The organism is Ruegeria sp. HKCCA5929 (assembly GCF_013034525.1).
In the GTDB taxonomy this organism is placed as follows: Bacteria; Pseudomonadota; Alphaproteobacteria; order Rhodobacterales; family Rhodobacteraceae; genus Ruegeria.
In genome coordinates, this window is record NZ_WQGE01000003.1 from 396206 (window position 1) to 419685 (window position 23480).

19 protein-coding genes, 1 pseudogene and 1 riboswitch are annotated in these 23480 nt (G+C 56.4%); of the genes and pseudogenes, 11 read left to right on the forward strand and 9 right to left on the reverse strand.

Going from position 1 to position 23480, the window contains the following annotated elements; all coding sequences use genetic code 11:
• From GOV90_RS10615 to GOV90_RS10630, 4 genes are read right to left on the reverse strand one after another with little or no spacing between them, the layout of a single operon-like run.
• A complete protein-coding gene (locus tag GOV90_RS10615; RefSeq protein WP_171094799.1) occupies positions 1–1656 on the reverse strand; it encodes an alpha-amylase family glycosyl hydrolase in 1656 nt (551 codons plus the stop codon).
• 9 nt (positions 1657–1665) lie between these two features.
• Entirely contained in the window at positions 1666–2814 is a 1149-nt protein-coding gene (locus tag GOV90_RS10620) for a carbohydrate ABC transporter permease (protein ID WP_171094801.1), read from the reverse strand.
• A 3-nt stretch (positions 2815–2817) separates the two neighbouring features.
• A complete protein-coding gene (locus GOV90_RS10625) occupies positions 2818–3825 on the reverse strand; it encodes a carbohydrate ABC transporter permease (RefSeq protein ID WP_171094803.1) in 1008 nt (335 codons plus the stop codon).
• Between the two features lie 55 nt (positions 3826–3880).
• Positions 3881–5239 (reverse strand): ABC transporter substrate-binding protein, encoded by a 1359-nt coding sequence (locus GOV90_RS10630; protein WP_171094805.1) that lies wholly within the window; start codon positions 5237–5239, stop codon positions 3881–3883.
• Positions 5240–5458: 219 nt separating this feature from the next.
• Here GOV90_RS10630 and GOV90_RS10635 point away from each other — a divergent pair, with 219 nt between their 5' ends.
• The 9 genes and pseudogenes from GOV90_RS10635 (at position 5459) to GOV90_RS10670 (ending at position 14108) form a co-directional block, all read left to right on the forward strand.
• Positions 5459–6490: a LacI family DNA-binding transcriptional regulator gene (locus GOV90_RS10635; RefSeq protein WP_171094807.1), complete on the forward strand. Its 1032-nt coding sequence runs from the start codon at positions 5459–5461 to the stop codon at positions 6488–6490.
• A gap of 2 nt (positions 6491–6492) precedes the next feature.
• A pseudogene (locus GOV90_RS21165) lies at positions 6493–7794 on the forward strand (GH1 family beta-glucosidase); the annotation flags it as partial.
• A gap of 45 nt (positions 7795–7839) precedes the next feature.
• On the forward strand, positions 7840–8820 hold the full coding sequence (locus GOV90_RS21170; RefSeq protein WP_371732126.1) for an ROK family protein: 981 nt from the start codon (positions 7840–7842) through the stop codon (positions 8818–8820).
• A 39-nt stretch (positions 8821–8859) separates the two neighbouring features.
• A complete protein-coding gene (locus GOV90_RS10645; protein WP_171094811.1) occupies positions 8860–9786 on the forward strand; it encodes a carbohydrate kinase in 927 nt (308 codons plus the stop codon).
• A 15-nt stretch (positions 9787–9801) separates the two neighbouring features.
• A complete protein-coding gene (locus GOV90_RS10650; protein ID WP_171094813.1) occupies positions 9802–10467 on the forward strand; it encodes a D-lyxose/D-mannose family sugar isomerase in 666 nt (221 codons plus the stop codon).
• Between the two features lie 99 nt (positions 10468–10566).
• Positions 10567–10765, forward strand: a riboswitch (cobalamin riboswitch).
• Between the two features lie 238 nt (positions 10766–11003).
• On the forward strand, positions 11004–11360 hold the full coding sequence (locus tag GOV90_RS10655; RefSeq protein WP_171094815.1) for a DUF1636 domain-containing protein: 357 nt from the start codon (positions 11004–11006) through the stop codon (positions 11358–11360).
• Positions 11357–12133 carry an ABC transporter ATP-binding protein gene (locus GOV90_RS10660; RefSeq protein ID WP_171094817.1) on the forward strand — a complete coding sequence of 259 codons (777 nt, stop codon included), beginning with the start codon at positions 11357–11359 and terminating at the stop codon, positions 12131–12133. The genes GOV90_RS10655 and GOV90_RS10660 overlap by 4 nt, the downstream gene beginning before the upstream one ends.
• Before the next feature lie 12 nt (positions 12134–12145).
• A complete protein-coding gene (locus GOV90_RS10665) occupies positions 12146–13096 on the forward strand; it encodes an ABC transporter substrate-binding protein (RefSeq protein ID WP_253284769.1) in 951 nt (316 codons plus the stop codon).
• 1 nt (position 13097) lies between these two features.
• Positions 13098–14108, forward strand: a complete 1011-nt coding sequence (locus GOV90_RS10670; protein ID WP_171094819.1) for an iron ABC transporter permease — start codon at positions 13098–13100, stop codon at positions 14106–14108.
• 14 nt (positions 14109–14122) lie between these two features.
• Here GOV90_RS10670 and GOV90_RS10675 read toward each other — a convergent pair whose 3' ends face one another.
• Positions 14123–15001, reverse strand: a complete 879-nt coding sequence (locus tag GOV90_RS10675; RefSeq protein WP_171094822.1) for a LysR family transcriptional regulator — start codon at positions 14999–15001, stop codon at positions 14123–14125.
• A 115-nt stretch (positions 15002–15116) separates the two neighbouring features.
• On the opposite strand from GOV90_RS10675, the gene GOV90_RS10680 reads away from it, so the two are divergent.
• Together GOV90_RS10680 and GOV90_RS10685 are read left to right on the forward strand one after the other, a co-directional pair.
• Positions 15117–16667 (forward strand): proton-conducting transporter membrane subunit, encoded by a 1551-nt coding sequence (locus tag GOV90_RS10680; RefSeq protein WP_171094824.1) that lies wholly within the window; start codon positions 15117–15119, stop codon positions 16665–16667.
• A gap of 14 nt (positions 16668–16681) precedes the next feature.
• Positions 16682–19093 (forward strand): YbcC family protein, encoded by a 2412-nt coding sequence (locus GOV90_RS10685; protein WP_171094825.1) that lies wholly within the window; start codon positions 16682–16684, stop codon positions 19091–19093.
• Positions 19094–19142: 49 nt separating this feature from the next.
• On the opposite strand, the gene GOV90_RS10690 is transcribed toward GOV90_RS10685, so the two are convergent.
• Genes GOV90_RS10690 through GOV90_RS10705 form a run of 4 tightly spaced genes read right to left on the reverse strand, consistent with a single transcriptional unit; the run spans position 19143 to position 23479 of the window.
• Positions 19143–19916 (reverse strand): inositol monophosphatase family protein, encoded by a 774-nt coding sequence (locus tag GOV90_RS10690; protein ID WP_171094827.1) that lies wholly within the window; start codon positions 19914–19916, stop codon positions 19143–19145.
• Positions 19895–20134 carry a hypothetical protein gene (locus GOV90_RS10695; protein ID WP_171094829.1) on the reverse strand — a complete coding sequence of 80 codons (240 nt, stop codon included), beginning with the start codon at positions 20132–20134 and terminating at the stop codon, positions 19895–19897. The genes GOV90_RS10690 and GOV90_RS10695 overlap by 22 nt, the downstream gene beginning before the upstream one ends.
• A gap of 10 nt (positions 20135–20144) precedes the next feature.
• A complete protein-coding gene (locus GOV90_RS10700) occupies positions 20145–22589 on the reverse strand; it encodes an FAD-dependent oxidoreductase (protein WP_171094830.1) in 2445 nt (814 codons plus the stop codon).
• A gap of 8 nt (positions 22590–22597) precedes the next feature.
• Positions 22598–23479 carry a phosphotransferase gene (locus GOV90_RS10705; RefSeq protein ID WP_171094832.1) on the reverse strand — a complete coding sequence of 294 codons (882 nt, stop codon included), beginning with the start codon at positions 23477–23479 and terminating at the stop codon, positions 22598–22600.
• Between the last annotated feature and the right edge of the window lies 1 nt (position 23480).

A 23480-nucleotide genomic window follows, 5' to 3' on the forward strand; every position in this document is an offset into this window, starting at 1 on the left:
TTATCCCTTTCCCCGAACCAACAGACAGAATTGCGAAGCCGCCAAAGTGATTGAATTGTCGCCTTGAATGCCACCCAATTCCAGACCGATGGACTGCCAATTGCCGTCCGGTACCTTCACCTCTGTGGTGTCTGATCCGAGGTTGAACGCACAGAAAACTTGCTCGGAACTATCCTCACGCAGGAAAGTCAGAACCGGACCTATTTCGTTCATCTCAGACAGGCGTCCAGATGCCAAAGCCGGGTGTGCATGACGCAGTGCAATGGCGCGGCGATAGTGGTTCAGCATCGATTGCGGATCCGCCTCGGCCCGGTCTACCGCGTGTTCAGCCTGCTGGACGCTGACCGGCAGCCAGGGTTCTGCGGTGCTGAAGCCGGACTGTTCATCCTGCGCTTGCCAAACCATTGGCGTACGGCAACCGTCGCGGCCTTTAAACTCGGGCCAGAACTCGATGCCATAGGGGTCTTGTAGCTTCTCAAACGGCACATCTGCTTCGTGCAGGCCCAATTCTTCGCCTTGATACAGGCAAGCCGAGCCACGTAGGCACATCATGAGAACCGCATGTTGCCGGGCCGCGGCATCATCCAAATTCCAGCGAGAGGCATGGCGTTGCACGTCATGGTTCGAAAACGCCCAACAGGGCCATGCATCCCCTGCCTTGGCCTGCAATTGGTCAAAGACATGTTTGGTGTAACTGGCCGTCAGCGCGCGTTTCTCGAGGAACTCAAACGCATAGCACATGTGCATCCGCTGATCGCCCGAGGTGTATTCACCCATGATCTCGAGCCCACGCTGCGCATCGCCGACCTCGCCCAGACACGCGCGGCCTTCGTATTCGTCCGTCAGCGCGCGCAGCCGTTCAAGGAATGCGATATTTTCGGGTTGGCTTTTCGAGAACAGGTGGTCCTGATGGTTGTACGGGTTGACTGCTGGTGCAATCGATGCGTTGCGCTGATCCATCGGCAGGGCTGGGTTGTCGCGTAATTCCTTGTCATGGAAGTAAAAATTGATTGTGTCCAACCGAAAGCCGTCTACGCCAAGATCAAGCCAGAACCGTGCGACGTCCAACAAAGCATCCTGAACATCCGGGCAGTGGAAGTTCAAATCCGGCTGCGATGTCAGGAAGTTGTGCAGATAGTACTGCAGGCGGCGAGAATCCCATTGCCACGCCGAGCCGCCAAAGATCGAAAGCCAGTTGTTTGGTGGTGTGCCATCCGGCTTGGGGTCAGCCCACACATACCAGTCGGATTTCGGGTTCTCACGGCTGCTGCGGCTTTCGCTGAACCAAGGGTGCTGGTCCGACGTGTGCGACAGAACCAGATCGATCATGATCTTCAGTCCTTTGGCATGCGCCTGATCCAGAAGCTCTTTGAAGTCCTCAAGCGTTCCGAACATGGGGTCGACATCGCGATAATCGCTGACATCGTATCCAAAGTCTTTCATTGGTGACTTGAAAAACGGTGAGATCCAGATCGCATCGACGCCGAGCGACGCGATATAATCCAGTCGCGCGGTGATGCCTTTCAAGTCACCGATCCCATCGCCGTTGCTGTCCTGAAAACTCCGCGGGTAGATCTGATAGATCACCCCTCCTCGCCACCAATCCGAAGACAGTTTTGTTGCTTTGCCGTGTTCAAAGTTGTTCTGCACGTTCATCAGACGCCTCTATTTTACAGATCCGGCCAACAGGCCCCGGACCAGGTATTTTTGCATTGCGAAGAAAACGACCAGCGGCACAAAGATCGAGACAAAGGCGGCGGTCGCAAGAATTTCCCAGTTGCCACCTCGCGTCCCCAAAAGCTCGACGATGCGGTTGGTCATCACGGTCGTCTGGCCGGTTGCATCGATCAGGAAGACCTTCGCAACCAGAAGGTCGTTCCATGTCCAAAGGAACTGGAAGATCGCGAAAGACGCCAGCGCCGGGAAGCTGAGCGGCAGGATCAGTTTGGTGAAGATCTGGAACTCGGTCGCACCGTCGACGCGGGCATTTTCGATCAGGTCACGCGGCAATCCGGCCATGTAGTTGCGAAGCAGATAAATCGCCAAAGGCATCCCGAACCCGGTATGTGCCAGCCAGACGCCCAGATAACCCTTACCGATGCCGATATTCAGGTGAAATTTCAGCAAGGGTATCAGGGCCAATTGAAGCGGAACAACCAACAGCCCAACAACCGCCGCGATTAACAATGCCCGACCGGGAAAATCCATCCAGGCCAGCGCATAGGCCGCAAAGGCGGCAACCAGAATCGGGATGATTGTTGCCGGGATCGTCACGGTCAGCGTATTGAAGAACGCCTTGGCCATGCTGTCCGTACTGCTCTGATCCAGAAGTACTTTCTGGTAGTTGTCCAAAGTGAATTCGGGCGGCAACTCAGCCGTCACAAAGATACGTGCGCCGCGGTTTCCAGTGAACTCTTCGGTGTTTTCCATCCGGTAATTACCATCAGCGTCCACTGTGATCGTGCCACCTCGGCGTAGTTCAGCCGTTTGGCCGGGCGCAAAGGCGTCGACTTCGCGCGCACTGATGCCCCAGCTCGAAATCTTTGCCTGCTCGCCCGCGTCAAACAATTGGCCTTCAATCACGTATACGCCGTTTTCCAACACCTGTGTTTCAGGCGCAGCGCTGCGAAGGGTCAGGTTCTGCTCGGATGGAAACAGCGATCGCCACCACCCGCTTGATGAGATTTGGTCGGCTGTCCGAAAGGACGAGACCAACAGACCCAAAGTCGGAATGACCCACAGCACCACAAGAAAGACGACCGAAAGATGCACAACCCATCTGAGCGCCGGTTTGGTTCCTGCAATATCGCTCATGGCTTACTCCATCTCCTTTCGGGCGTTGCGCACATTCCACACCAGGATCGGAGCAACCAGCAGCATAATCACCATGGCCGAGGCTGATCCGACGCCCCAGTCATTTGCCCGGAAAAGCTTGTCGTACATATAGTTAGCCAAAACCTGTGTCTCCCACTGGCCGTTGGTCATCGCAAAAACGATGTCAAAGACCTTGAGCACGGTGATTGTGATCGTCGTCCAAACAACAAGGATGGTTGTCTTGATCTGGGGCACCTTGATCTTGAAGAAGATCTGGAACGGATTCGCGCCATCCAGAATGGCTGCTTCGATAGTTTCTTCGGGAATACCGCGCAGGGCTGCGGAAAGAATGACCATGGCAAAACCGGTCTGAATCCAGACCAAAACGATCATCAGGAAAAAGCTGTTCCAGAACGGGACCGTCAGCCAGGTTTGCGGTTCGGCCCCGCCAAAAAAGATATAGAGCGCGTTCAAGATGCCAATCTGGTCTTGTTCTGCAGGTCGCGCATCATAGACCAGTTTCCAGATCACTGAAGCGCCGACAAAAGAAATCGCCATCGGCATGAAGATCAGAGATTTGGCGAAGTTACCCCAGCGGATGCGGTCGGTTAATTGCGCGACAAGCAGACCAAAGGCCGTGGACATGGCCGGCACAACAATCAGCCAGAACATGTTGTTGCGCATGGCCTCCCAAAATTTGGGCTCAGCCGCCATTTGAGAGTAGTTGTCCAGACCAACCCATCTGTACCCGCCGCCGGGCACACGCTCCGTGAGTGACAGGCGCAGGGTTTCAACAACCGGATAGGCCAGATACAGTCCCAGCGCAGCAAGCGCAGGGAACAGAAACAGCCATGGCCGGATCATGTTGGCCCGGTTGATGTTGCGCCCCGCATTCGGCCCGCGCGGCGGGAACAGGACTTTGTCCAGAAACTGGTTGGAGAGGTAGAAATAGCCCACACAACCCGACACGCCGATGGCGATCGTCAGCAGGCCTTGAAGTGCCGGTGTCATGGTGCGCTCATCCGTTTGGCAAGCGGGGCGATCCTAAGACCGCCCCAGCGGTTGATCACTTGGCCGCGTCCCAGGACGACTGGATTTCGCTGGCCACGGTGGCTGCGTCTTTTGCACCCGACGAATAATCCACCATCCCGGTCCAGAACGTTCCCGCACCAACGGCACCTGGCATCAGGTCAGACCCGTCAAAGCGGAAAGTGGTGGCATTGGTCAGGATTTCACCCTGCCCACGCTGGGTGTCGTTGGAATAGTTTTCAGGGTTAGCACCCAGGTGAGGCGTCAGGAAGCCGTCTTGAGACATCATGATCTCATGCGCAAAAGGTGTCTTGAGGAACTCCATGAACGCTTCGGCGGCAGGATTCGGGTTGGTGACGGTAAACAGCGTGCCCGCCCCAAGTACCGGAGTACCCAGATCCTTTTCAGCATATGCCGGGAAATAGAAGAAATCGGCATCAACGCCCAATTCGGTGCCCTCAGGGAAGTACGCCGGAATAAACGACGCTTGGCGGTGCATCATGCAGGCCGGAGGACTGTCGAACAAACCCTTGGGGCTGTCGCGGAAGTCAATCGCGGCGGTGTCGTCAGCATCCCCGACAACGTAGTCGTCGTTGCGGGTAAAGCTGCCATACTCCTCGATTGCGGCGATCACGCGCGGATCGTCAAATTTCATCTCATTCGACACCCACTGGTCATAGACTTCCGGCGGCTGGGTGCGCAGCATCAGGTCTTCAACCCAGTCGGTTGCAGGCCATCCGGTTGCACCACCTGAAGCCAGACCAACACACAAGGGGGTTTCGCCATCTTCGACCATCTGGTCCATCAGCGCCTTGAACTCTTCCATGGTCTGAGGCACGTCGTACCCGAAATCTTCAAAATTCTCCGGGATGTACCAGACCAGAGATTTCACGTTCACGTTGAAGAAGAAACCATAGAACTCGGCAGCGCCTTGATCGTTCTCGAAGGTGCCCAGATCGACCCAGGACTGACCTGCGGCAAAGTTATCTTTGATCCAGTCAGCCGATCCTTCGGCCAGCGGTGTCAGATACCCCTGCTTCGCAAGATTTGCCGCCAGACCGGGCTGTGGAAATACCGTCAGGTTCGGCGCCGAGCCTGCTGCCGCGTCAATGAGGATTTGCTGCTCAAGCGAATCTGAACCCACATAGCTGGAACTCGCGCCTGTTGCCTCGTCGAAATACGCAACAAGGTTCTCAAAGGATTTGCCTTCACCCGCCAGCCAAGGACCAAAAATGGTCAGGCTTTCCCCGGACAGATCGTTTGCATCGGCAAAAGCCTGAAACCCGTCCCAGTCAAAGCTGCCCTCACCTACGGCGTGGATCAATTCACCTTCCGCCTGAACAGACCCAGCCATCAGGGCGAACACCGCCGCACCTGCATAAAGCGAGTGTCTCATCTCATCCTCCTCCCTAGTTTTCGCGCGCTTGCAGACTCAGTTTCAAAGCGCTTTGGATGCGATGTGTTATCCGCTAACATTTTCTCTCTGTCAATAATTCGCTTTCCCGATCCAGCAATATTAATAAATCTGGCATTTGCGGCAAAACAAGTTGACGGACGCTTAAATTGCCCACACAACAAGTGCGTGCACACAATTGAAGGCGCTTTGAATAGCATAATGAACCTAAAGCAGCTCTCAGAAATTCTGGGTCTTTCGCAAACAACGGTAAGCCGTGCGCTGAACGGCTATCCCGAGGTCAGCGAGGGAACGCGTGTACGTGTGCAAGCCGCCGCTCAGAAACATGGGTATCGTCCCAACAGCCGAGCAAAGGGGCTGGCAACCGGTCGATCCATGGTTATCGGACATGTGATCCCCAGTTCGTCGCAACATGAAATGGTGAACCCGATCTTCGGAGATTTTGTCGCTGGAGCAGCAAAGAAATATGCGGAACATGGGTACGACATGATGTTCACCAACGCTGACGATACCTCGATCGAAGAAGCCTATCGCAGCCTTTTTCAGCGAGGGGCCGTTGATGGTATTGTGCTGCAAGGTCCAAAAGTGAACGAAGCTCGGATCGAGGTCCTCAAACGTATGAGAGTGCCGTTCATCGTGCATGGGCGTTCAACGGGCGCGGATACGCCTTACGACTGGATAGATGTAAACAACAAAAGCTCGTTTTTGCGGGCGACCCGGTTTTTGATTGATCTTGGACACCGCAGGATCGCCCTTATCAACGGGCTGGAGGAGATGGATTTTGCACAGCGCAGACGTGCGGGGTATCTGGCGGCGCTGGAGCAAGGCGGTATAATCGCAGACCCTGACCTGATGCGCAGCGCCGAGATGACCGAGGTTTTCGGGCATCGGGAAACGCACGGCATGTTGCAGCTTGATGACCCTCCAACAGCTATTTTGGCATCCTCGATGATTTCCGCCATCGGGGTCAGACGCGCGATTGACGAAGCAGGCTTAGTTATGGGGCGCGACGTTTCGGTCATCGCACATGACGATGACCTTTCGTATCTGAAGAACGGGCAAGACATCCCGATTTTCACAGCGACCCGATCATCTGTCCGCCAAGCCGGGGAAATGGCCGCAGAGATGCTGATTGATCGGATCAAGTCTCCGGATGGTCCGCCCAATACCAAATTACTTGAGGCCGAACTGGTTGTTGGCCGCTCGACTGGCCCTGCGCCCAACAGGACGTAATCATGAAACATTCTCGCGCTGACTTCCCAAAAGATTTCCTTTTCGGGGTCGCAACCTCGGCTTATCAAATCGAAGGGCATGCACAGGGTGGTGCCGGGCGAACGCACTGGGATACATTTGCGGCCTCGCCCGGCAATGTGGTGCGTGAGGAAAACGGCGATCTGGCCTGCGACCACCTGAACCGGTTCGAGCAGGATTTCGATCTGGTGCGCGAGGCCGGTTTTGACTGTTATCGGTTCTCAACCAGCTGGGCGCGTGTCATGCCGGAAGGTCGCGGCCAGATCAATCAAGCCGGGCTGGATTACTATGACCGGCTGGCAGACGCGCTGCTGGCCCGCGGAATCCGCCCGTGTGTGACGCTGTATCACTGGGAACTGCCCTCCGCTCTTGCGGATCAGGGGGGCTGGTGCAACCGAGACATCGCGGGATGGTTCGCAGACTTCACCGAAATCATCATGGGCCGCATCGGTGACAGGATGTTCAGTGCGGCCCCAATCAACGAGCCATGGTGTGTCAGTTGGCTCAGCCATTTCGAGGGCCATCATGCGCCCGGTTTGCGCGATATTCGCGCCACGGCCCGCGCAATGCATCACGTTTTGCTTGCTCATGGACGCGCCATTCAAGCCATGCGCAGCCTTGGCATGAGCAACCTTGGTGCGGTGTTCAACCTTGAATGGGCAGAACCCGCCGATGAGAGCGTCGAAGCGCGACTTGCAGCGGACCGGTATGACGCGATTTACAATCGGTTCTTTCTTGGTGGTGTATTCAGGAAAGAGTATCCTAAATTGGTACTGGACGGCCTTGAACCGCACTTGCCCTCTGGCTGGCAGGATGATTTCGAGACAATTGGCACGCCGGTCGATTGGTGCGGATTGAACTACTACACGCGAAAGCTGATTGCCCCCAACGATTCCGCATGGCCCAGCTTGACGGATGTTCCAGGACCATTGCCAAAAACGCAAATGGGTTGGGAAATAGAACCTTCCGCCCTAAACCGTTTCCTGGTTCGCACACAGAAGGACTATACGGGCGGGCTACCAATCTATATCACCGAAAACGGAATGGCGAGCGCAGAGCGCGTGCGGGATGAGGACCGTATCGAATATCTTGATACACACCTTGCAGCCGTGCAGGACGCTTTGGCACAAGGTGTTCCGGTTAAAGGCTATTTTGTCTGGTCTCTGCTGGACAATTACGAATGGGCCTTCGGATACGAGAAAAGGTTTGGACTGGTGGACGTGGATTTTGAAACTCTGGAAAGAACGCCCAAAGCGTCGTTCGTGGCGCTTACATCCGCCCTTTCAGAGGGGCAGAACGTCTCTCAGCCGTTAGCGCAACCATCCGGATCTGTGCATGAGCACTGGAATTTGGTTGCGGACATCGGTGGAACAAATACACGTCTGGGCGTTGTGACAAACGGCGAACTGACAGACCTGCGCAAGCACCCAACGGGAACTCTGGATGATCTGCTGAACGCATTTCACGCTTTGCGCGATGAGGTTGGCACAAATCCTCAGGCGGTTGTTGCCGCCGGGGCTGGTCCTGTCAGAGACGGCGTCATCCGCCTTACAAACGCCAATTTGGACTTGTCCGAGTTGGAACTGGCGCAGGCGACCGGGGCGGAACATACTTTTGTTATCAATGATTTTACGGCCGCGGCATGGTCAGTTGCTGACGTCACACAGAACGAAGTTTCGGTTTTGCAAGGTCAGGCGAAACCACCAGCAGGCACGCGTTTGGTGGTTGGCCCCGGCACCGGACTTGGCGTCGGAGCATTGCTTTTTTCCGAAGGTCACTATCACACAGTTTCCGGCGAAGGTGGGCATGTTGGGCTGTACCCGCGTCACCGGGACGAGGTCGACGTCTTTGAAGCCGCCCGTCACATTGCTCCTGACTGTTTCTTTGGCGACAGCCTTGCTTTGGAAGCAGAGATGTTTCTGAGCGGAACTGGCCTTCCTATCCTGTATCAGGCCGTTGGGCTGGCAGCGGGCACCGGGCGGTCATCGTTTCGTTCGGCCAAAGACATTTTGACGGAAGCCCGCGATGCTTCGGACCCCATCGCAGTCAAAACTGCGCAGATGTTCACAACGCATCTGGGCGCGCTTATGGGTGATATGGCTGTCACGCTTATGCCTGCTGGTGGAGTGTTTCTTGTCGGCGGGGTCGCCGAGAAAAACCGCTGGCTGTTTGATCAGGACTTCAAGGACGCATTCAATGGCGGCGGGCGGTTCAGCGAGCTTCGTAAATCCTTGAACCTTTACGTCTCAGAACAGGCCGAGTTCGGCATCATCGGGGCGAACAATTTTTGCAAAAACGCACTAAAGCGATGAACGACTTTTGCGCTTGAGGCTCTGGGAGAGGACGTTGGAATGATCCTGTGCTGTGGGGAAGCCCTGATTGACATGATTGCCGAGCCGACAGTGTCCGGCGCGCACGGCTTTGTGCCCCATACGGGTGGCGCGATCCTGAATACCGCTGTTGCCATGGGGCGCTTGGGTGAGTCCGTGGGGATGTTGACCGGTGTTTCTACGGATATGTTTGGTCAGCAACTGATCAACGCGTTAAAGGCCAGCCACGTTGACGTTTCGCATGTAATTGTCTCGGATCGTCCCACTACACTTGCGTTTGTACAACTTGAAGATGGGCACGCAACCTACAGTTTCGTTGATGAAAACACGGCTGGCCGTATGTTGGCACCCGAAGATATGCCAGACCAACTCCCTGCCATCTCGGCATTGTATCTTGGGGGTATAAGCTTGGCGTGTGAGCCATGTGCAGATGCTTATGCATCTTTGCTGGCTCAACACGGAAACGACCGCCCTGTCATGTTGGATCCCAACATTCGTCCGAGTTTTATTCAGGATCAAACCCGATTTCGAACGCGTTTGAACCGCATGATCGCGCAATCCGATATCGTCAAAGTGTCGGACGAGGATCTGGACTGGATCATTCCCGGTGCGGAACCCGAAGCAGCCAAAGCAGCCTTGTTGTTGCAAGCCGGTCCATCAGCCCTGATTGTGACCCGGGGCGGCGACGGCGCGAACGGGTATCTGGCGGATGGATCGCAAGTGACGGTGCCGGTAAAACCGGTGCAGGTCGTGGACACGATCGGTGCGGGGGACACGTTCAATGCAGGTGTGCTCACTGGTCTCAGCCGCGCCGGGCATCTGACAAAACCCGCTGTACGCAACTTAACTTCTAGCGCTTTGCACGCGGCCATGGAACTGGGCGCCGAAGTTGCCGCTGTAACCGTATCTCGCGCCGGGGCGGAACCCCCCTGGGCTCATGAGCTATAATTCTTGGAAAAACCAATGAAACGATCTGACATAAATCGCATCAAATCCGAAGCGCAGGCGTTCATCCAGTCCTTTGGCGCTGTACTGCCGCCTTTTGCAGATTGGTCGCCCGAACAGATGCGCAGCCCAGTGGCGCACACGGTCCGCAGCCGCGGGTTGGGGTGGGACATCACCGACTACGCTCAGGGCCGGTTCGATGAACTGGGCCTGTTTCTTTTCACGCTGCGCAACGGCGAAGTGAATGATTTGCAGTCTGGGCGCGGGATGCTTTACGCAGAAAAATTGCTGATTTCGAAAGACAAACAACTGTCTCCGATGCATCGCCACATCATCAAGGCAGAGGACATCATCAACCGTGGCGGCGGCGATCTGGTGATGGAGATCTATGCATCGGACCCAGAAGGTGGCATCGACCGGCATACGCCTGTCACAGTGCCCAGCGATGCCTGCCCTGTTACGTTGCAACCAGGTGAGCATCTACGCCTGAAACCAGGGCAAAGCGTAACCCTGATGCCCGGAGTTTGGCACGCGTTCTGGGCCGAGCACGGTGATTGCCTTATCGGCGAGGTTTCGACTGTGAATGATGATCGAACGGATAATGTGTTCGAAGATCCGATCCCTCGATTTTCAAAGATCGAGGAAGATGCCGCGCCAGATTTCCTATTGGTTTCCGACTACTGAGGTAGACCGGGTTGACAATAACAGACAGACAACTGGGCTGAGCCCAAGTGATTTCGTCAAACGCCACTCATTCTCTTGCTTGACAAGCCCAGCACCACGAGACTAGCTGAGCGGGATGGTTCCGTAAGGGATGAAAATGGGAATACGGTGCGGCACAGTTTTTTGCCAAGTCCGTGACTGCCCCCGCAACTGTAAGCGGAGAGCGACGCCATTACGCCACTGACACCGAAAGGGTTGGGAAGGTGGGCCGAGCCTTGACCCGCAAGTCAGGAGACCTGCCATCCGATGTTCAACCAACCCGGGGCGGGGCGTCCTGGAAGGAGGCTTTGATGGCACGTTTTTCGCGTGTTTACATTGGTAGCACCTTCTGTCCGCGCTTGGTTTCAAGCGGAGCGGACAGTGTTAAAGGTGACTGACAGAAGTAAGCTCTTCTTCAATACCTACTGCGCTGAGGCATCCTGCTTTGCCGTTAATTCAGAGACACGTAACGTTATAACATTGCATCTCAGTCCAACCCGCAGTAAGCGCTACAAGTAATGACGAAAACCGCTGATCATTTCATTCTTGTGTGCGCGACCTGCACAGGTGCCATGTCCACCGATCAAGTGACTGGCGCACTGGCGCAAACATTGCCCGAAGGATTTGCAATTCGAACAGTTGATTGCATGGCAGGTTGTTCCCGACCAACCACCATTGGCCTTCAGGCACCGGGCAAGGCGCAGTATCTGTTTGGAGACATCGACACGGAACTGGATCTGGACGCAGTGGCGGAATTCGCCGGACAATACCGCCTTAGTTCCGATGGCTGGACAAGTGCAACCGAACGCCCGCCCGCGTTATTCACCAAGACCTTGTCCCGAATACCGGCCCTTCCAACGGAGAGGGTGTCATGAGTTTTCTGTCGGTCGAGGGTCTCGAATATTACGCTTTGAACGGCGATGTCCTTTTGCAGGACGTGTCCTTCGGCTTGGAGGAGGGCTCGATTCTGGCAATTGCGGGACCGAATGGCGCGGGAAAAACAACACTGCTCAAGTTGCTTTGCGGAATAGAACGTATTGCTCTGGGTGATGTGCTTATAAGAGGCAAAAGCTTGCGCACCCTGTCCGCGCATGAGCGTGCCCGAACCATCGCGGTCGTAGGCCAGCAAGAAATGCCAGACGGCCGGTTGCGTTTGCGAGACTATGTTGCGCTTGGGCAAATCCCGATTCAGGCGGATAAATCGGCAACCGAGCATAAGGTAGATCTTGATCGAGTTCTGGAAACAACCGGATTGTCTCATCTTTCCCGCAAGCCGATGAGCCAGCTATCGGGTGGCGAGCGACAGCGCGCTCATATCGCGCGCGCTTTGGCACAAAACCCATCCTTGTTGTTTCTGGACGAGCCGACCAATCACCTGGATCCAGACGCCAAGGGGCACATGTTGTCCTTGGTGGCCGAGCTGGGCGTCACGGTGGTCATGATCGTCCACGATCTGGTCATGATCCCGGAATTCGCCACGCATGTGGCTTTGATGAAATCCACACGCCTGACGGGCTATGGCCCGGTCAGCGACGTGCTGACCTCAGAACGTGTCCGCGACACCTTTGGTGTGGATTATCTATGCTTTCAGCATGAAGGCCGCATGATCCCTGCGCTGGATATCCGAAAAAGAAAACTGTCATCATAACAGGAGCTTACAATGATGCAGAAACTTTGGCCTGTGGCTCTGTTCACTGGCCTGGCAAGCGGCGCGGTCGCAGAAGCCATCACAGTGGACAATTGCGGCGAACCGCTGGTTTTTGAAACCGCGCCCGAGCGGATCGTTGTCCACGACATGAACATGACCGACATGGCCTTCGCATTGGGTCTGCAAGACAAGATCGTGGGCCTGACCGGCATCACGGGCTGGTACAAGACAAGCCCTGATTTTGATGCACAGCGCGGTGATATACCAGAGCTTGCACCAAAATACCCTACTGTTGAGAACCTCATCGCAGTAGAACCCGACATGTTCTTTGCAGGGTGGTATTACGGTATGCAGCCGGGTGGCGAGGTTACTCCGGACACCCTTTCGCCCTTCGGCATCAAGACCATGGTTCTGACCGAAAGCTGCGTACATCTGAACAAAGATCGGCCAGAGGCCAGCATGGACCTGCTGTTTGGCGACGTTCTGCGTTTGGGTCAGGTCATGGGCGTCGAAGCCAAGGCGCAAGAGCTTGTCTCGGGCTGGAAAGACCAACTGGCCGCTATCGAAGCCAAAACAGCTGATCTGCCCAAACCACGTGTCTTCCTGCTGGACGGGCCGGCAGATGCGCCGTTTACCGCTGGTAAATTTGCGATACCGGACGCGATGATCGCCGCAGCAGGCGGAGAGAATGTGACCCATGACATGGACACCAGCTGGGGTCGTACGTCATGGGAAACTGTGGCTGCTGCAAACCCGGAATTCCTGGTTCTGCTGGACTATCAGACAGGAAACGGTGCAGAAGACACCTTCCAGTTCCTGAAAGATCATCCCGTCATGTCTCAAACCGATGCAGTCAAGAACGAGCGCTGGATCGGCCTGCGCTACGAAGAGCTGACACCCGGCCCGGCAAACATTGAGGCCATCGAAAAGATGGTCAAGGCAATGCACCCGGAGACCAACTGATATGGCCCATTTGGGCCGTTCGATCTTGCTGGGGGCGATCGTTCTGATCGCCCTTTTGCTGCTGTCCATCGTTTATGGAACAACAAATATTCCTGTGCGGGACGTGGTCGCCGCGATTGGTCTAGGAACAGGCCTGATCGATGGCGACATGTCCCCGCTTCACCGGATCGTTTTCGACTTGCGCCTTCCCCGCGCCTTGTTTGCCGCGGTCATCGGGGCAGGATTGGGGGTTGTTGGTGTGGTTTTGCAAACAACCACGCGCAACGATCTTGCCGATCCATTCTTGTTTGGCCTGTCCTCGGGCGCGGCTGCCGGGGCGGTGTTGGTGATCACTGTCACGGGTGATGTACTGGGCATTTGGACCCTGCCCTTGGCGGCATTTTGCGGAGGCTTGATTGCTTCGGGCATTGTTCTGGCACTGGTTCAGGGCCTGCGCACAAGTGCGCCGGAAAAACTGATTCTAGCCGGTTTGGCCGTGTCCTTTCTGTTCTCGGCCATCACAAACTATTTGATTTTTTCCGGCGACAATCGCGCGGCGCATTCGGTCATCTTCTGGATGCTTGGCGGGTTGGGCCTTGCACGGTGGGAGACATTCCCACTGGTTCTGACCGGACTGGCTCTGATCCTGAGTTATGCTCTTTACCGCAGTCGCTGGCTGGATGCCCTTTTAACCGGAGATTTCACGGCGTCCTCTCTTGGCATACCCGTTCAGGGCTTGCGATTTAGTATGTTCTTTGTCGCGGCATTGGCGACGGCGAGCTTTGTTTCCGTGGCCGGCGTTATTGGTTTTGTCGGGTTAATGGTCCCTCATATTGCACGGGGCATTGCCGGCACGCTGCACAGAAACCTGTTGATTACCTCAGCTATCGTCGGGGCGATCCTGCTGACGATGTCGGATATTCTGTCCCGCCTGCTTTTGGCCCCTCAAGAACTGCCCGTAGGTATCGTAACAACGTCGATCGGGTCTCTTTTTGTGTTCCTATATCTGTTCAAATCCGCGCGCGGTGATTGACGTCAGATTTTGGCCTACGTGTCTGGTCCGTGTGACAAAAGCTCCTGCACCAAGGGATTAGGGAACCGGCGCTTGAACGTAATTGCGTGGAAGTTTTCCTTGATCTTCGGATGCTCATTTGCCTCGACCAAACGGCCCGAGTTCAGCTCATCCTGAACAACGATCGGAGCCACCAGAGCCAAGCCGATATCCTCGCGCGCCAAAAGCCGCATCATGGCCATATCGTCCACCTCGGCAGCTACCTGAGGCCGTACCGACATGCGGCTGGCCATAGCGTCAAACGCAGTACGAACACTGTTGTTGGTTGTGGGCAGGATGAAAGGTTGTTCTTCCAACAGATCCCGTATCGGGCGCGTCGGATCAAGGCGATCCGGGGTTCCAACGATACTCACCGGTTGTTCGGCCAGATGATGAGTGACAAAGCTGGTCAGGCTGTCACTCGCGGGTTCGTGGTTCATGAGGACCAAGTCGAAATTCAACGTTTCCAGCCCTTCCAGCAACTCACTTGGACTGCCAGACCTCAAGATGACCTCGACATCAACACGCGCCAATATGGGTCGCAAAAAGCGAATCTGAAAGTTCCGCGACAGGGTGGACTGCGCCCCCACCCTAAGCGCCTGCCGCGTGTTTCCAGCATCCTGCAAGGTTGCCACAAGTTCCTGACCGGTCGCAAAAATCGCATCTGCGTGGTCCAGCGCGATATGTCCGGCTTCGGTCAGGTGCAGCTTGCGGCCTCTGCGCTCAAACAGGGGATGGCCAAGGCGATCTTCCAATTCCTTTATCTGCACGGACAAGGCGGACTGTGACAGATTCAAACGTTGTGCAGTCCTGGTCAGATTGCCGTCATGGGCAACCGCCCAGAAATAGCGGAGATGATGATAGTTAAGCGGCATATCGTTCTATTTAACCGAACGTATTTAATCAAACAATGTATTTTTCATATGATGGCACGCGAAATATGTCTCCTTGAACAATTCGAGTCAGTATCGAACGTCAAGGGACACACGCATGAGCTATTTGCTTCTACCCCTCCTGAGTCCGCTGATCTTTTTAGGGTCGGCTTTTTATTGCAGCCGTCATCCGGGGATGCGCCCGGGCAACTTACCTAAAATCGCAGAATGGGCTGCGTTGGCAGCTTTTGCTGTGTCTGCGCTATCTGCAGTGTTGCTGATTGCGAATGGATCCGGAACATCGGCACTGATCGGGTTCTGGGGCGTCGGACTGTCAGTACGGTTGGACGCGGTAAGCGCCACGATGCTGGTTCTGGTCAGCTTTATTGGCTGGATCGTCCTGCGTTATTCAGCGACTTACATGGATGGGGAACAGAAACAGGGCGCCTTCACCGGATGGATGTCCGTTGCGCTTGCTTCCGTACTTTTGCTGGTCATGTCCGGCAACCTCACTCAACTTCTTGCAGCCTGGATCGCAACAAGCCTGGCGCTGCATCAACTGCTGCTGTTCTACCCGGAACGCACAACGGCACAGCGTGCAGCGCGCAAAAAGGCGGTTGTGGCGCGGCTAAGCGAGGCCGCACTTGCGCTGGCCGTAGTCCTGTTGATCATCGGCTACGGAACAACCGATATCGCCACGATCCTGTCATCCGCACAGCCAACCATGGTGACAATTGTAGCGGCCCTGTTGATCGCAGTGGCCGCCGTGCTGGCGTCAGCTCAGTTCCCTGTTCATGGCTGGCTGACCGAGGTTATGGAAGCACCGACGCCGGTTTCTGCACTACTGCACGCCGGTGTGATTAATGCTGGCGGTTTCCTGTTGATCCGCTTTGCCGATGTGATGCTGGTTGCACCGGGCATCATGGCCTTGCTGGTCATGCTGGGCGGGTTCACTGCCCTGTTTGGCGGGTTGGTGATGCTGACACAACCAGCGGTCAAGACGTCTCTGGCATGGTCCACCATCGCGCAGATGGCGTTCATGATCATGCAATGCGGGCTGGCACTGTTCCCGTTGGCGCTGCTGCACATCGTGGCGCACTCACTTTACAAAGCGCATGCTTTCCTAAGCGCCGGTGAAGCCGTGCGCAACGTTGCGGCGATCCGTCGGCCGGGGCCAGTGGCTGTGCCAAGCGCACGCAACGTATTGCTGGCTTTCGCAACCGGCATTCTGATCTACGGCGCGGTGGCTTCGGTGTTCGGGATCGATGGGAAATCGGTTCAAGCCATCGCACTGGGCGTTATCCTGATCTTCGGCGTCGCTTATCTGCTGGCCCAAGGTTTTGCTGATGCAGCCCCGGGTGCCCTGACCCGTCGCACCGTCATCTATGCCGGAGCAACATCTGTCAGCTACTTCGTGTTGCAAATTGCAGCGCAGCATCTGACCGCCGGAACTTTGCCAGCTACACCTTCCGCGGGGCCGCTGGAATGGGCTCTGATCGTTCTGGCGCTCATCAGCTTTGGTGCAGTGGCACTGGCTCAGTCAACCTTCCCGCTTTGGGCGTCTCATCCGGCAGCGGCTGGTATCCGGGTGCATCTGTCCAACGGGCTTTATGCCAACGCAATCTTTGATCGGCTGCTGGACGGATGGTCCACGCGGCGGTCTGTATGAAAAGGGGATCAGACATGTATATGAAACACGAAAGCTATCCTGCTCCGCTTTTGGAACTGGTCGCGATTGCAAATGACGCTGTGCGTCAGATCCCTCCTCTGTTTCCGCTGGCGGCCAACGTCGCCGTAAACCCCTTCCTGGGGCAGACTGAAGACACCCTAGCCGTGACAGCTGCGCGCCTTGGTCGTGTCGCCGGTGTACGCATCACACCTGACCGGCAAGCCATGGCCGAAAAGCTGAAGACCGGCGAGATGGTTGACAGTGATCTGGTCGAGGCAATTTCTCATGTCGAAAGCCGCTTTGATCCGCCAAGGCTGGAAGATGTAACGGCTGCTTTGACCACGGGCGCGGCACCTCTTGCCCCGTTGCCAACAGTTGCGGATCTCGCCGCCGACGTGTCGGGCATCGACTGGCCGGGTTTGATCGAAGAACGTATCGGAGCTTGGGCCGCAAGTCATTTCGACGAAGGCCAAGCCCTGTGGCAGCCCAGCCGCGCTGGCGGTACATTCAGCGCATGGCGGGAGTTCGCCTCGCGCGACCTTACGCCGGAAATCAATGGGTTGAAGGGCTTTGGCGCATTTGTGGCGGCCACCAACCGTTCCCAATGGCGGGCCATCGGACGGGCCGCGGAAACGCTGGGCGTGACGCCAGAGGCGGCCGGAACAACCTTTCATCGCTGGCTGATCACGCTGGGCGGATGGGCACAATATGCACGCTACTTGTTGTGGCAGGCCGAGCTTCAGGGACAGACCGACACAACAACGGCTGAACTACTTGCCATTCGGATGGTGTTTGAAGAAGCGCTGTTCCACCAGTACCGCGATCAGATCACGTCACGTTGGTCGGAAACCATCGCAGCACACGAAACGCCGATCACACCGTCCCGTGACATGGTGATTGACGCCATTCTGCAAGATGCTGCTGAACGAGCACAACAGCGCAAGTTGGGGCAGTCTTTGTCCGGATCTCAGCCAAGGACAACCGAAGGCCGCCCCATGGTTCAGGCCGCATTCTGTATTGACGTCCGGTCCGAGGTCTTCCGCAGGGCGCTGGAAGCACAGGATGCAGGCATTGAAACTATAGGCTTTGCCGGGTTCTTTGGGTTGGCCAGCGCGCATAAATGCGCAGGATCAGACGTGACCGAGCTGCGGGGGCCCGTTCTTCTGAACCCCAATGTCACATCTAAAGCAGCAGAAGACACACTGTCCGATCTCGACCGGCGCTACACGGCCCGCGCGAAACGTGCTTGGGGTCGGTTCAAACTGGCCGCTGTATCATCCTTTGCCTTTGTCGAAGCGACCGGACCGATCTACGCAGGTAAATTGCTTCGGGACTCGCTGGCAGCCAGCCGCAAGGGAACCAAGTTTGATCCTGCACCCAAGCTGGATCCTTCGATGGATCTGACCACACGCATCGATACCGCCAAGGCCATCCTGGGCGCTATGTCTCTGACGGGTAATTTTGCTCGTATCGTGATGCTGGCAGGACATGGGGCGGACGTCACCAACAACCCCCATGAAAGCGCGTTGCAGTGCGGTGCCTGCGGTGGTCATGCAGGGGACGTCAGCGCCCGGCTCTTGGCCAGCCTCCTGAACGACAACAAGGTGCGCGAGGGTCTGCGGAACAAAGGGATCGACATCCCCGCTGACACGCTGTTCCTTCCAGCGCTGCACAATACGACGACGGATGACGTCACCCTGTTTGATCAGGACCATCCGGCAGGATTGTGGGCCCCGCAGATCGCCAAGTTGAAAACCTGGCTGAATGAAGCCGGACGCCTGGCGCGCGCCGAGCGTTCGGCCCGGTTGCCTCGTGCCAACGGAGGTGACGATATCGCCCGCCGTGCCAAGGATTGGGCCGAACTTCGGCCTGAATGGGGTTTGGCAGGCTGTCGGGCCTTTATAGCTGCCCCACGCAGCCGGACCGATGGGACCGGATTGGCCGGACAGTCCTTTCTGCATAGCTATGACTGGCGTTCGGATGATGGGTTTGGCGTGCTTGAGTTGATCATGACCGCCCCGGTGGTTGTGGCAAGCTGGATCAGCCTGCAGTATTACGGGTCGTCCGTCGCGCCGGGCTTGTTTGGCGGTGGCAACAAGCTGCTGCACAACGTGGTCGGCGGGATTGGTGTTGTCGAGGGGAACGGAGGTGCTTTGCGCCCAGGTCTGCCTTGGCAATCGGTCCATGATGGCGAAGCGTTCCAGCATGATCCTCTGCGCCTGTCCGTTGTAATCGAAGCGCCGCGTGAAGCCATGAACGACATTCTGAAACGGCATGCGAATGTCAAAGCCCTGTTTGACAACCGCTGGCTTCACCTGATCGCAATGGATGAAAATGGTGATCTGGCTTGGCGTTACACAGGTGATCTGGAATGGGGCCCGATTGCGAAACCCGCTGGCTCTGAACAAGCCATCGCTGCCGAATAAGCAAAAAACGGAAGGGCCCGGCCACAGTGCCGGGCCTTCTTTTTACTGACTATGTGTTGATAAGTTTCAGAAGATCTGCATGCAGATCAGGGGTTGCCGCCAATACGACCGCGCCATCTGACTCCAGTGTCAACGCCCTGCCCTGCCAATCGGTCATCACACCACCAGCTGCCGCAACAAGCGGCGCTACCGCCAAGTAGTCATAGGGTTGCAGGTCATAATCCACTACAGCGTCCACATGCCCCGCGGCCAGCAACGCATGCGGATAACAGTCATAGGCAAACCGACGCGTCTGCCCGGCCTGCATCAAACGGTTGAATAGGTCCAGGTGATCGCGATGGATCTTGTCCCCCTCGTTTACGTATAGAATAGATTGATCCAAACGCTTTTGTTGCGAGGTCCGTATGGGTTCACCGTTCAATGTGGCCCCTTCACCAATGGCACCCACATACACCTCATTCAAAGCGGGCATTCCGACCAAGCCTAACTGAGGCTGCCCATCAACCAGATGTGCCAACAGGAACCCGAACAATGGATGCCCAGACAGAAATGATCGGGTTCCGTCGATTGGATCAATGACCCACATGTGCCGACCATCACCTGCCTCTTGCCCGTGTTCTTCGCCAAAGACCCCATGCTCGGGAAAATGCTGGTTCAGGTAGGACCGAACCGCGGCTTCCACCGCTTTGTCAGCTTGCGTCACAGGGCTTTCATCCAGTTTGAACTCGACACCCAGAGATCCACGGAAAAACCGCATCGCAGACGACGACGCAATGTCAGCCATCTGAATGGCATGTTCCTTCAGCGTATGTGCGACGACCATTTCAATCCTTTCAGACGGATGTTTCTGCGTTGTTTTTGATGACGGGTTTCATCAGTTGCAATGGGGAACATGACACGATCAGTATCAGCTACATTAAACGGTCCGGGCGTCATTTTCGGGCTGTTTTCACGCCATTTTTCCGCTGCAAGCCAATCACCAAGCGGGGCACGGATGTGCCCCGCCACTAGCTTTTGCTTACCGCATAGATTACGGATCACGTTCGGGGCTTCAAACCTTCACGCGTTCCATCTTGGGGTCGTAAAGTGGCTGCAAAGTCACCTGACAGGGTACTCGCGTAGTCGCCACGTCCAATTCATACTCTCCGGACGTGACATATTCTGGATCAACGCCTTCGGGGTTGCGAATATAACCGTATCCAATCGATTTCCCGATGGTATAGCCATAACCACCTGAGGTCAGCCAACCGACCCTTTCACCGTTTCGATAGATTGTTTCCCGCCCCAACAGGACGATGTCGGGGTCAACTGTGAAACAGGCCAGCATCTTTTTGACGCCTTCTGCTTTCTGCTTTTCGGATGCGGCACGGCCTTTGAAGTCAACATCCTTGCGCAGCTTGACGGCCCAGCCCAGCCCGCTTTCGAACGGTGTATGATCCGGCCCGATATCCGAGCCCCATGCGCGGTAGCCCTTCTCAAGCCGCAGCGATTCAATAGAGCGGTATCCTGCATTCACCAGACCATGAGACGCGCCCGCCTCCATCAGCGCGGCATAAACGGTTTGGGCATATTCCACTGGCAGATGCAGTTCCCAGCCCAGCTCACCCACATAGGTGACGCGCAGCGCCTTGACCGGGCAACCGGCGATGCCGATTGTGCGGATCGTTCCAAATTTAAACCCGTCATTCGAAACATCATCTCGCGTCACCGCCGCCAGAATATCCCGCGCCTTTGGTCCCATCAGCGACAGCACCGCATTCGATGAGGTGATGTCGAACAGCTGGCAGTTCATGCCTTCCGGGATATTGCGGTTGATCCAGTCGAAATCATGGGTGGCAAAGCCAGTGCCAGTGACGATGTAGAATTCGTCATGTGCCAATCGACCAACGGTCAGGTCACATTCGATTCCGCCCTTGTCGTTCAGCATCTGAGTATAGACCAACGCGCCGACCGGCTTGTCGACATCATTGGCACAGATCCAATTCATCGCCGCCAGCGCATCGGGGCCTTTCAGCGCAAACTTGGCAAAAGAGGTTTGGTCAAACAGCACCGCCGCCTCGCGCGCGGCCTTATGTTCGCGGCCCACCGCATCGAACCAATTTTGGCGACCAAAGCTGTATTCATCTTTGGCGGTCTCTCCCAGCGACGCATCCGCGTACCAGTTCGGGCGTTCCCAACCCAGTTTCTCACCAAAACACGCGCCCTGCGATTTCAGCGTGTCATAGAGCGGTGACTTGCGGCACGGACGGCCCGAGTCATGCTCCTCATGCGGCCAGCCCATTGTGTAATGTTTGCCATAGGCTTCGACGGTCCGGGTGCGCACCCAATCGGTGTCGAAATGCGGGCGGCCAAAGCGGCGGATATCGGCGGACCACAGGTCAAAGGGGGGTTCTCCCTTGTGGACCCATTCAGCCAGCGCCATGCCCGCCCCACCACCAGCGGCAATGCCGAAGGCATTGAAGCCTGCGCCAACGAAGAAGTTGTTCAACTCGGGCGCTTCGCCGATGATGAAGTTGCCGTCTGGCGTGAAGCTTTCTGGCCCGTTGGTCAGCGTCTTGACGCCTGCGTTTTCCAGCGCTGGAACACGACCCAGAGCCAATTCCATCAACTGTTCGAAATGATCGAAATTGCTGTCGAGCAGCGTGTAGTGGAAGCCCTGCGGAATCCCTTTGGTCGCCCAAGGGATCGGGTTGGGCTCATAGCCGCCCATAACCAAGCCACCGACCTCTTCCTTGTAGTAGGTCAGTCGATCCGGATCGCGCAGCGTCGGCAGGTTCGAAGGGACATCAAAAGGTTCGGTAACCATATACTGATGCTCCATCGGCACCAGCGGCACGTTGACACCAAAGCGCCCGGCAAAGGTGCGGGTCCACTGACCGGCGCAGCAGATTACCTTTTCGCATTCGATCCGGCCATGTTCCGTGATCACCGCACGGATCTTGCCGTCTTCGATTTCAATATCCGTGACTTTGGTGTCCTCGAAAATCTTTGCACCGGCCATACGTGCGCCTTTGGCCAGTGCCTGAGTGATATCCGAGGGATTCGCCTGTCCATCGGTTGGCAAATAAGCCGCGCCGATCACGTCCGAGACATCCATTAGCGGCCACAGTTCCTGCGCCTCAGAGGGCGTCAGCAACTGCATATCCAGACCAAAGGAATGCGCGGTGGTGGCCTGACGTTTTACCTCGGTCCAGCGTTCCTCGTTACAGGCCAGACGCAGTCCGCCGTTCATCTTCCAGCCGGTACCAAGCCCAGTTTCCTCTTCGATCTTGTTATACAGATCAACCGAGTAACCCAGCAGCTGCGTAATATTCGCGTTCGAACGCAGCTGCCCTACCAGTCCTGCCGCGTGGAAGGTGGTGCCCGAGGTTAGCTTTTTGCGCTCCAACAACACCGTGTCGGTCCAGCCCAGTTTGGCCAGGTGGTAGGCGGTCGAGCAGCCGATGATCCCGCCGCCGATAATGACGGCTTTGGCTGTTTTCGGAAGGTCGGTCATGTCTGTCCTCAGGTATTTTTGAAATCGGAAAGGGCTGCGCGAAACCGCGCGAGGTTTTCGGCCGTATAGGCTGCGTAGTCGAATTCGATGTCCGAGGTGATCTCGGACACCATGCTCCACATGGTTTCCCGCAGAAGCGAGGCGCATTTCATCGCAGTGTAACGGTGGCGCAGATCGTCGGTTACGGGAGCGTGGAAATAGGTCTCAAGCACCCAGTCTTCCTGTTCGGGGGAAAGACCATTGTTTGAAGCCAGCCCACCCAAATCGAAAAGCGGCGAATTGAACCCGGCATAGTCGAAATCGATCAGCCAAAGGCGATTGCCGTCATTCAGAAAGTTGCCACAGAGCAGATCGTTATGGCCAAACACCATGTCATACGGCCCGGCCTCGCGTTCCAACGTAGCGCCTGCGTTGATCAGGTCAGGGATCAGCGCTGAATGGGCACTGCCGCGTTCGATGAGTGTGGCGGCATAGTCGCGGATGACGTGGAAGACCCAGAACACCAGCGATGGACCCCGCAGGTGCTTCGGTACCTCGGTATGGCACGCCTTCACCAGTTCCAGCACGCGCGGCAGCATATCCGGGTTGCGGACATCCTCCTCGGTCAGTGTGCGGCTTTCGATGAACTCAAGTACCGTCAGATCGCCAGACGAATGTACAACCGCCGGCGACAAACCCGCCGCATGGGCGGCCTTGCTGGCGGCCAGTTCGTTGAACCGCATGACTTGATGCAGCGGGATATCGTCCCCCACACGCACCACATAAGATCCGCTGCTGTCGGTGACTCTGTAGTTCACATTGGTGATACCGCCGGTCAGAGGCGCGGCCTCGATCTCACTTTGCCAGATCGGCAGGGCGCGGATGCGGGTCATCAAATCGGATTGGCTCATC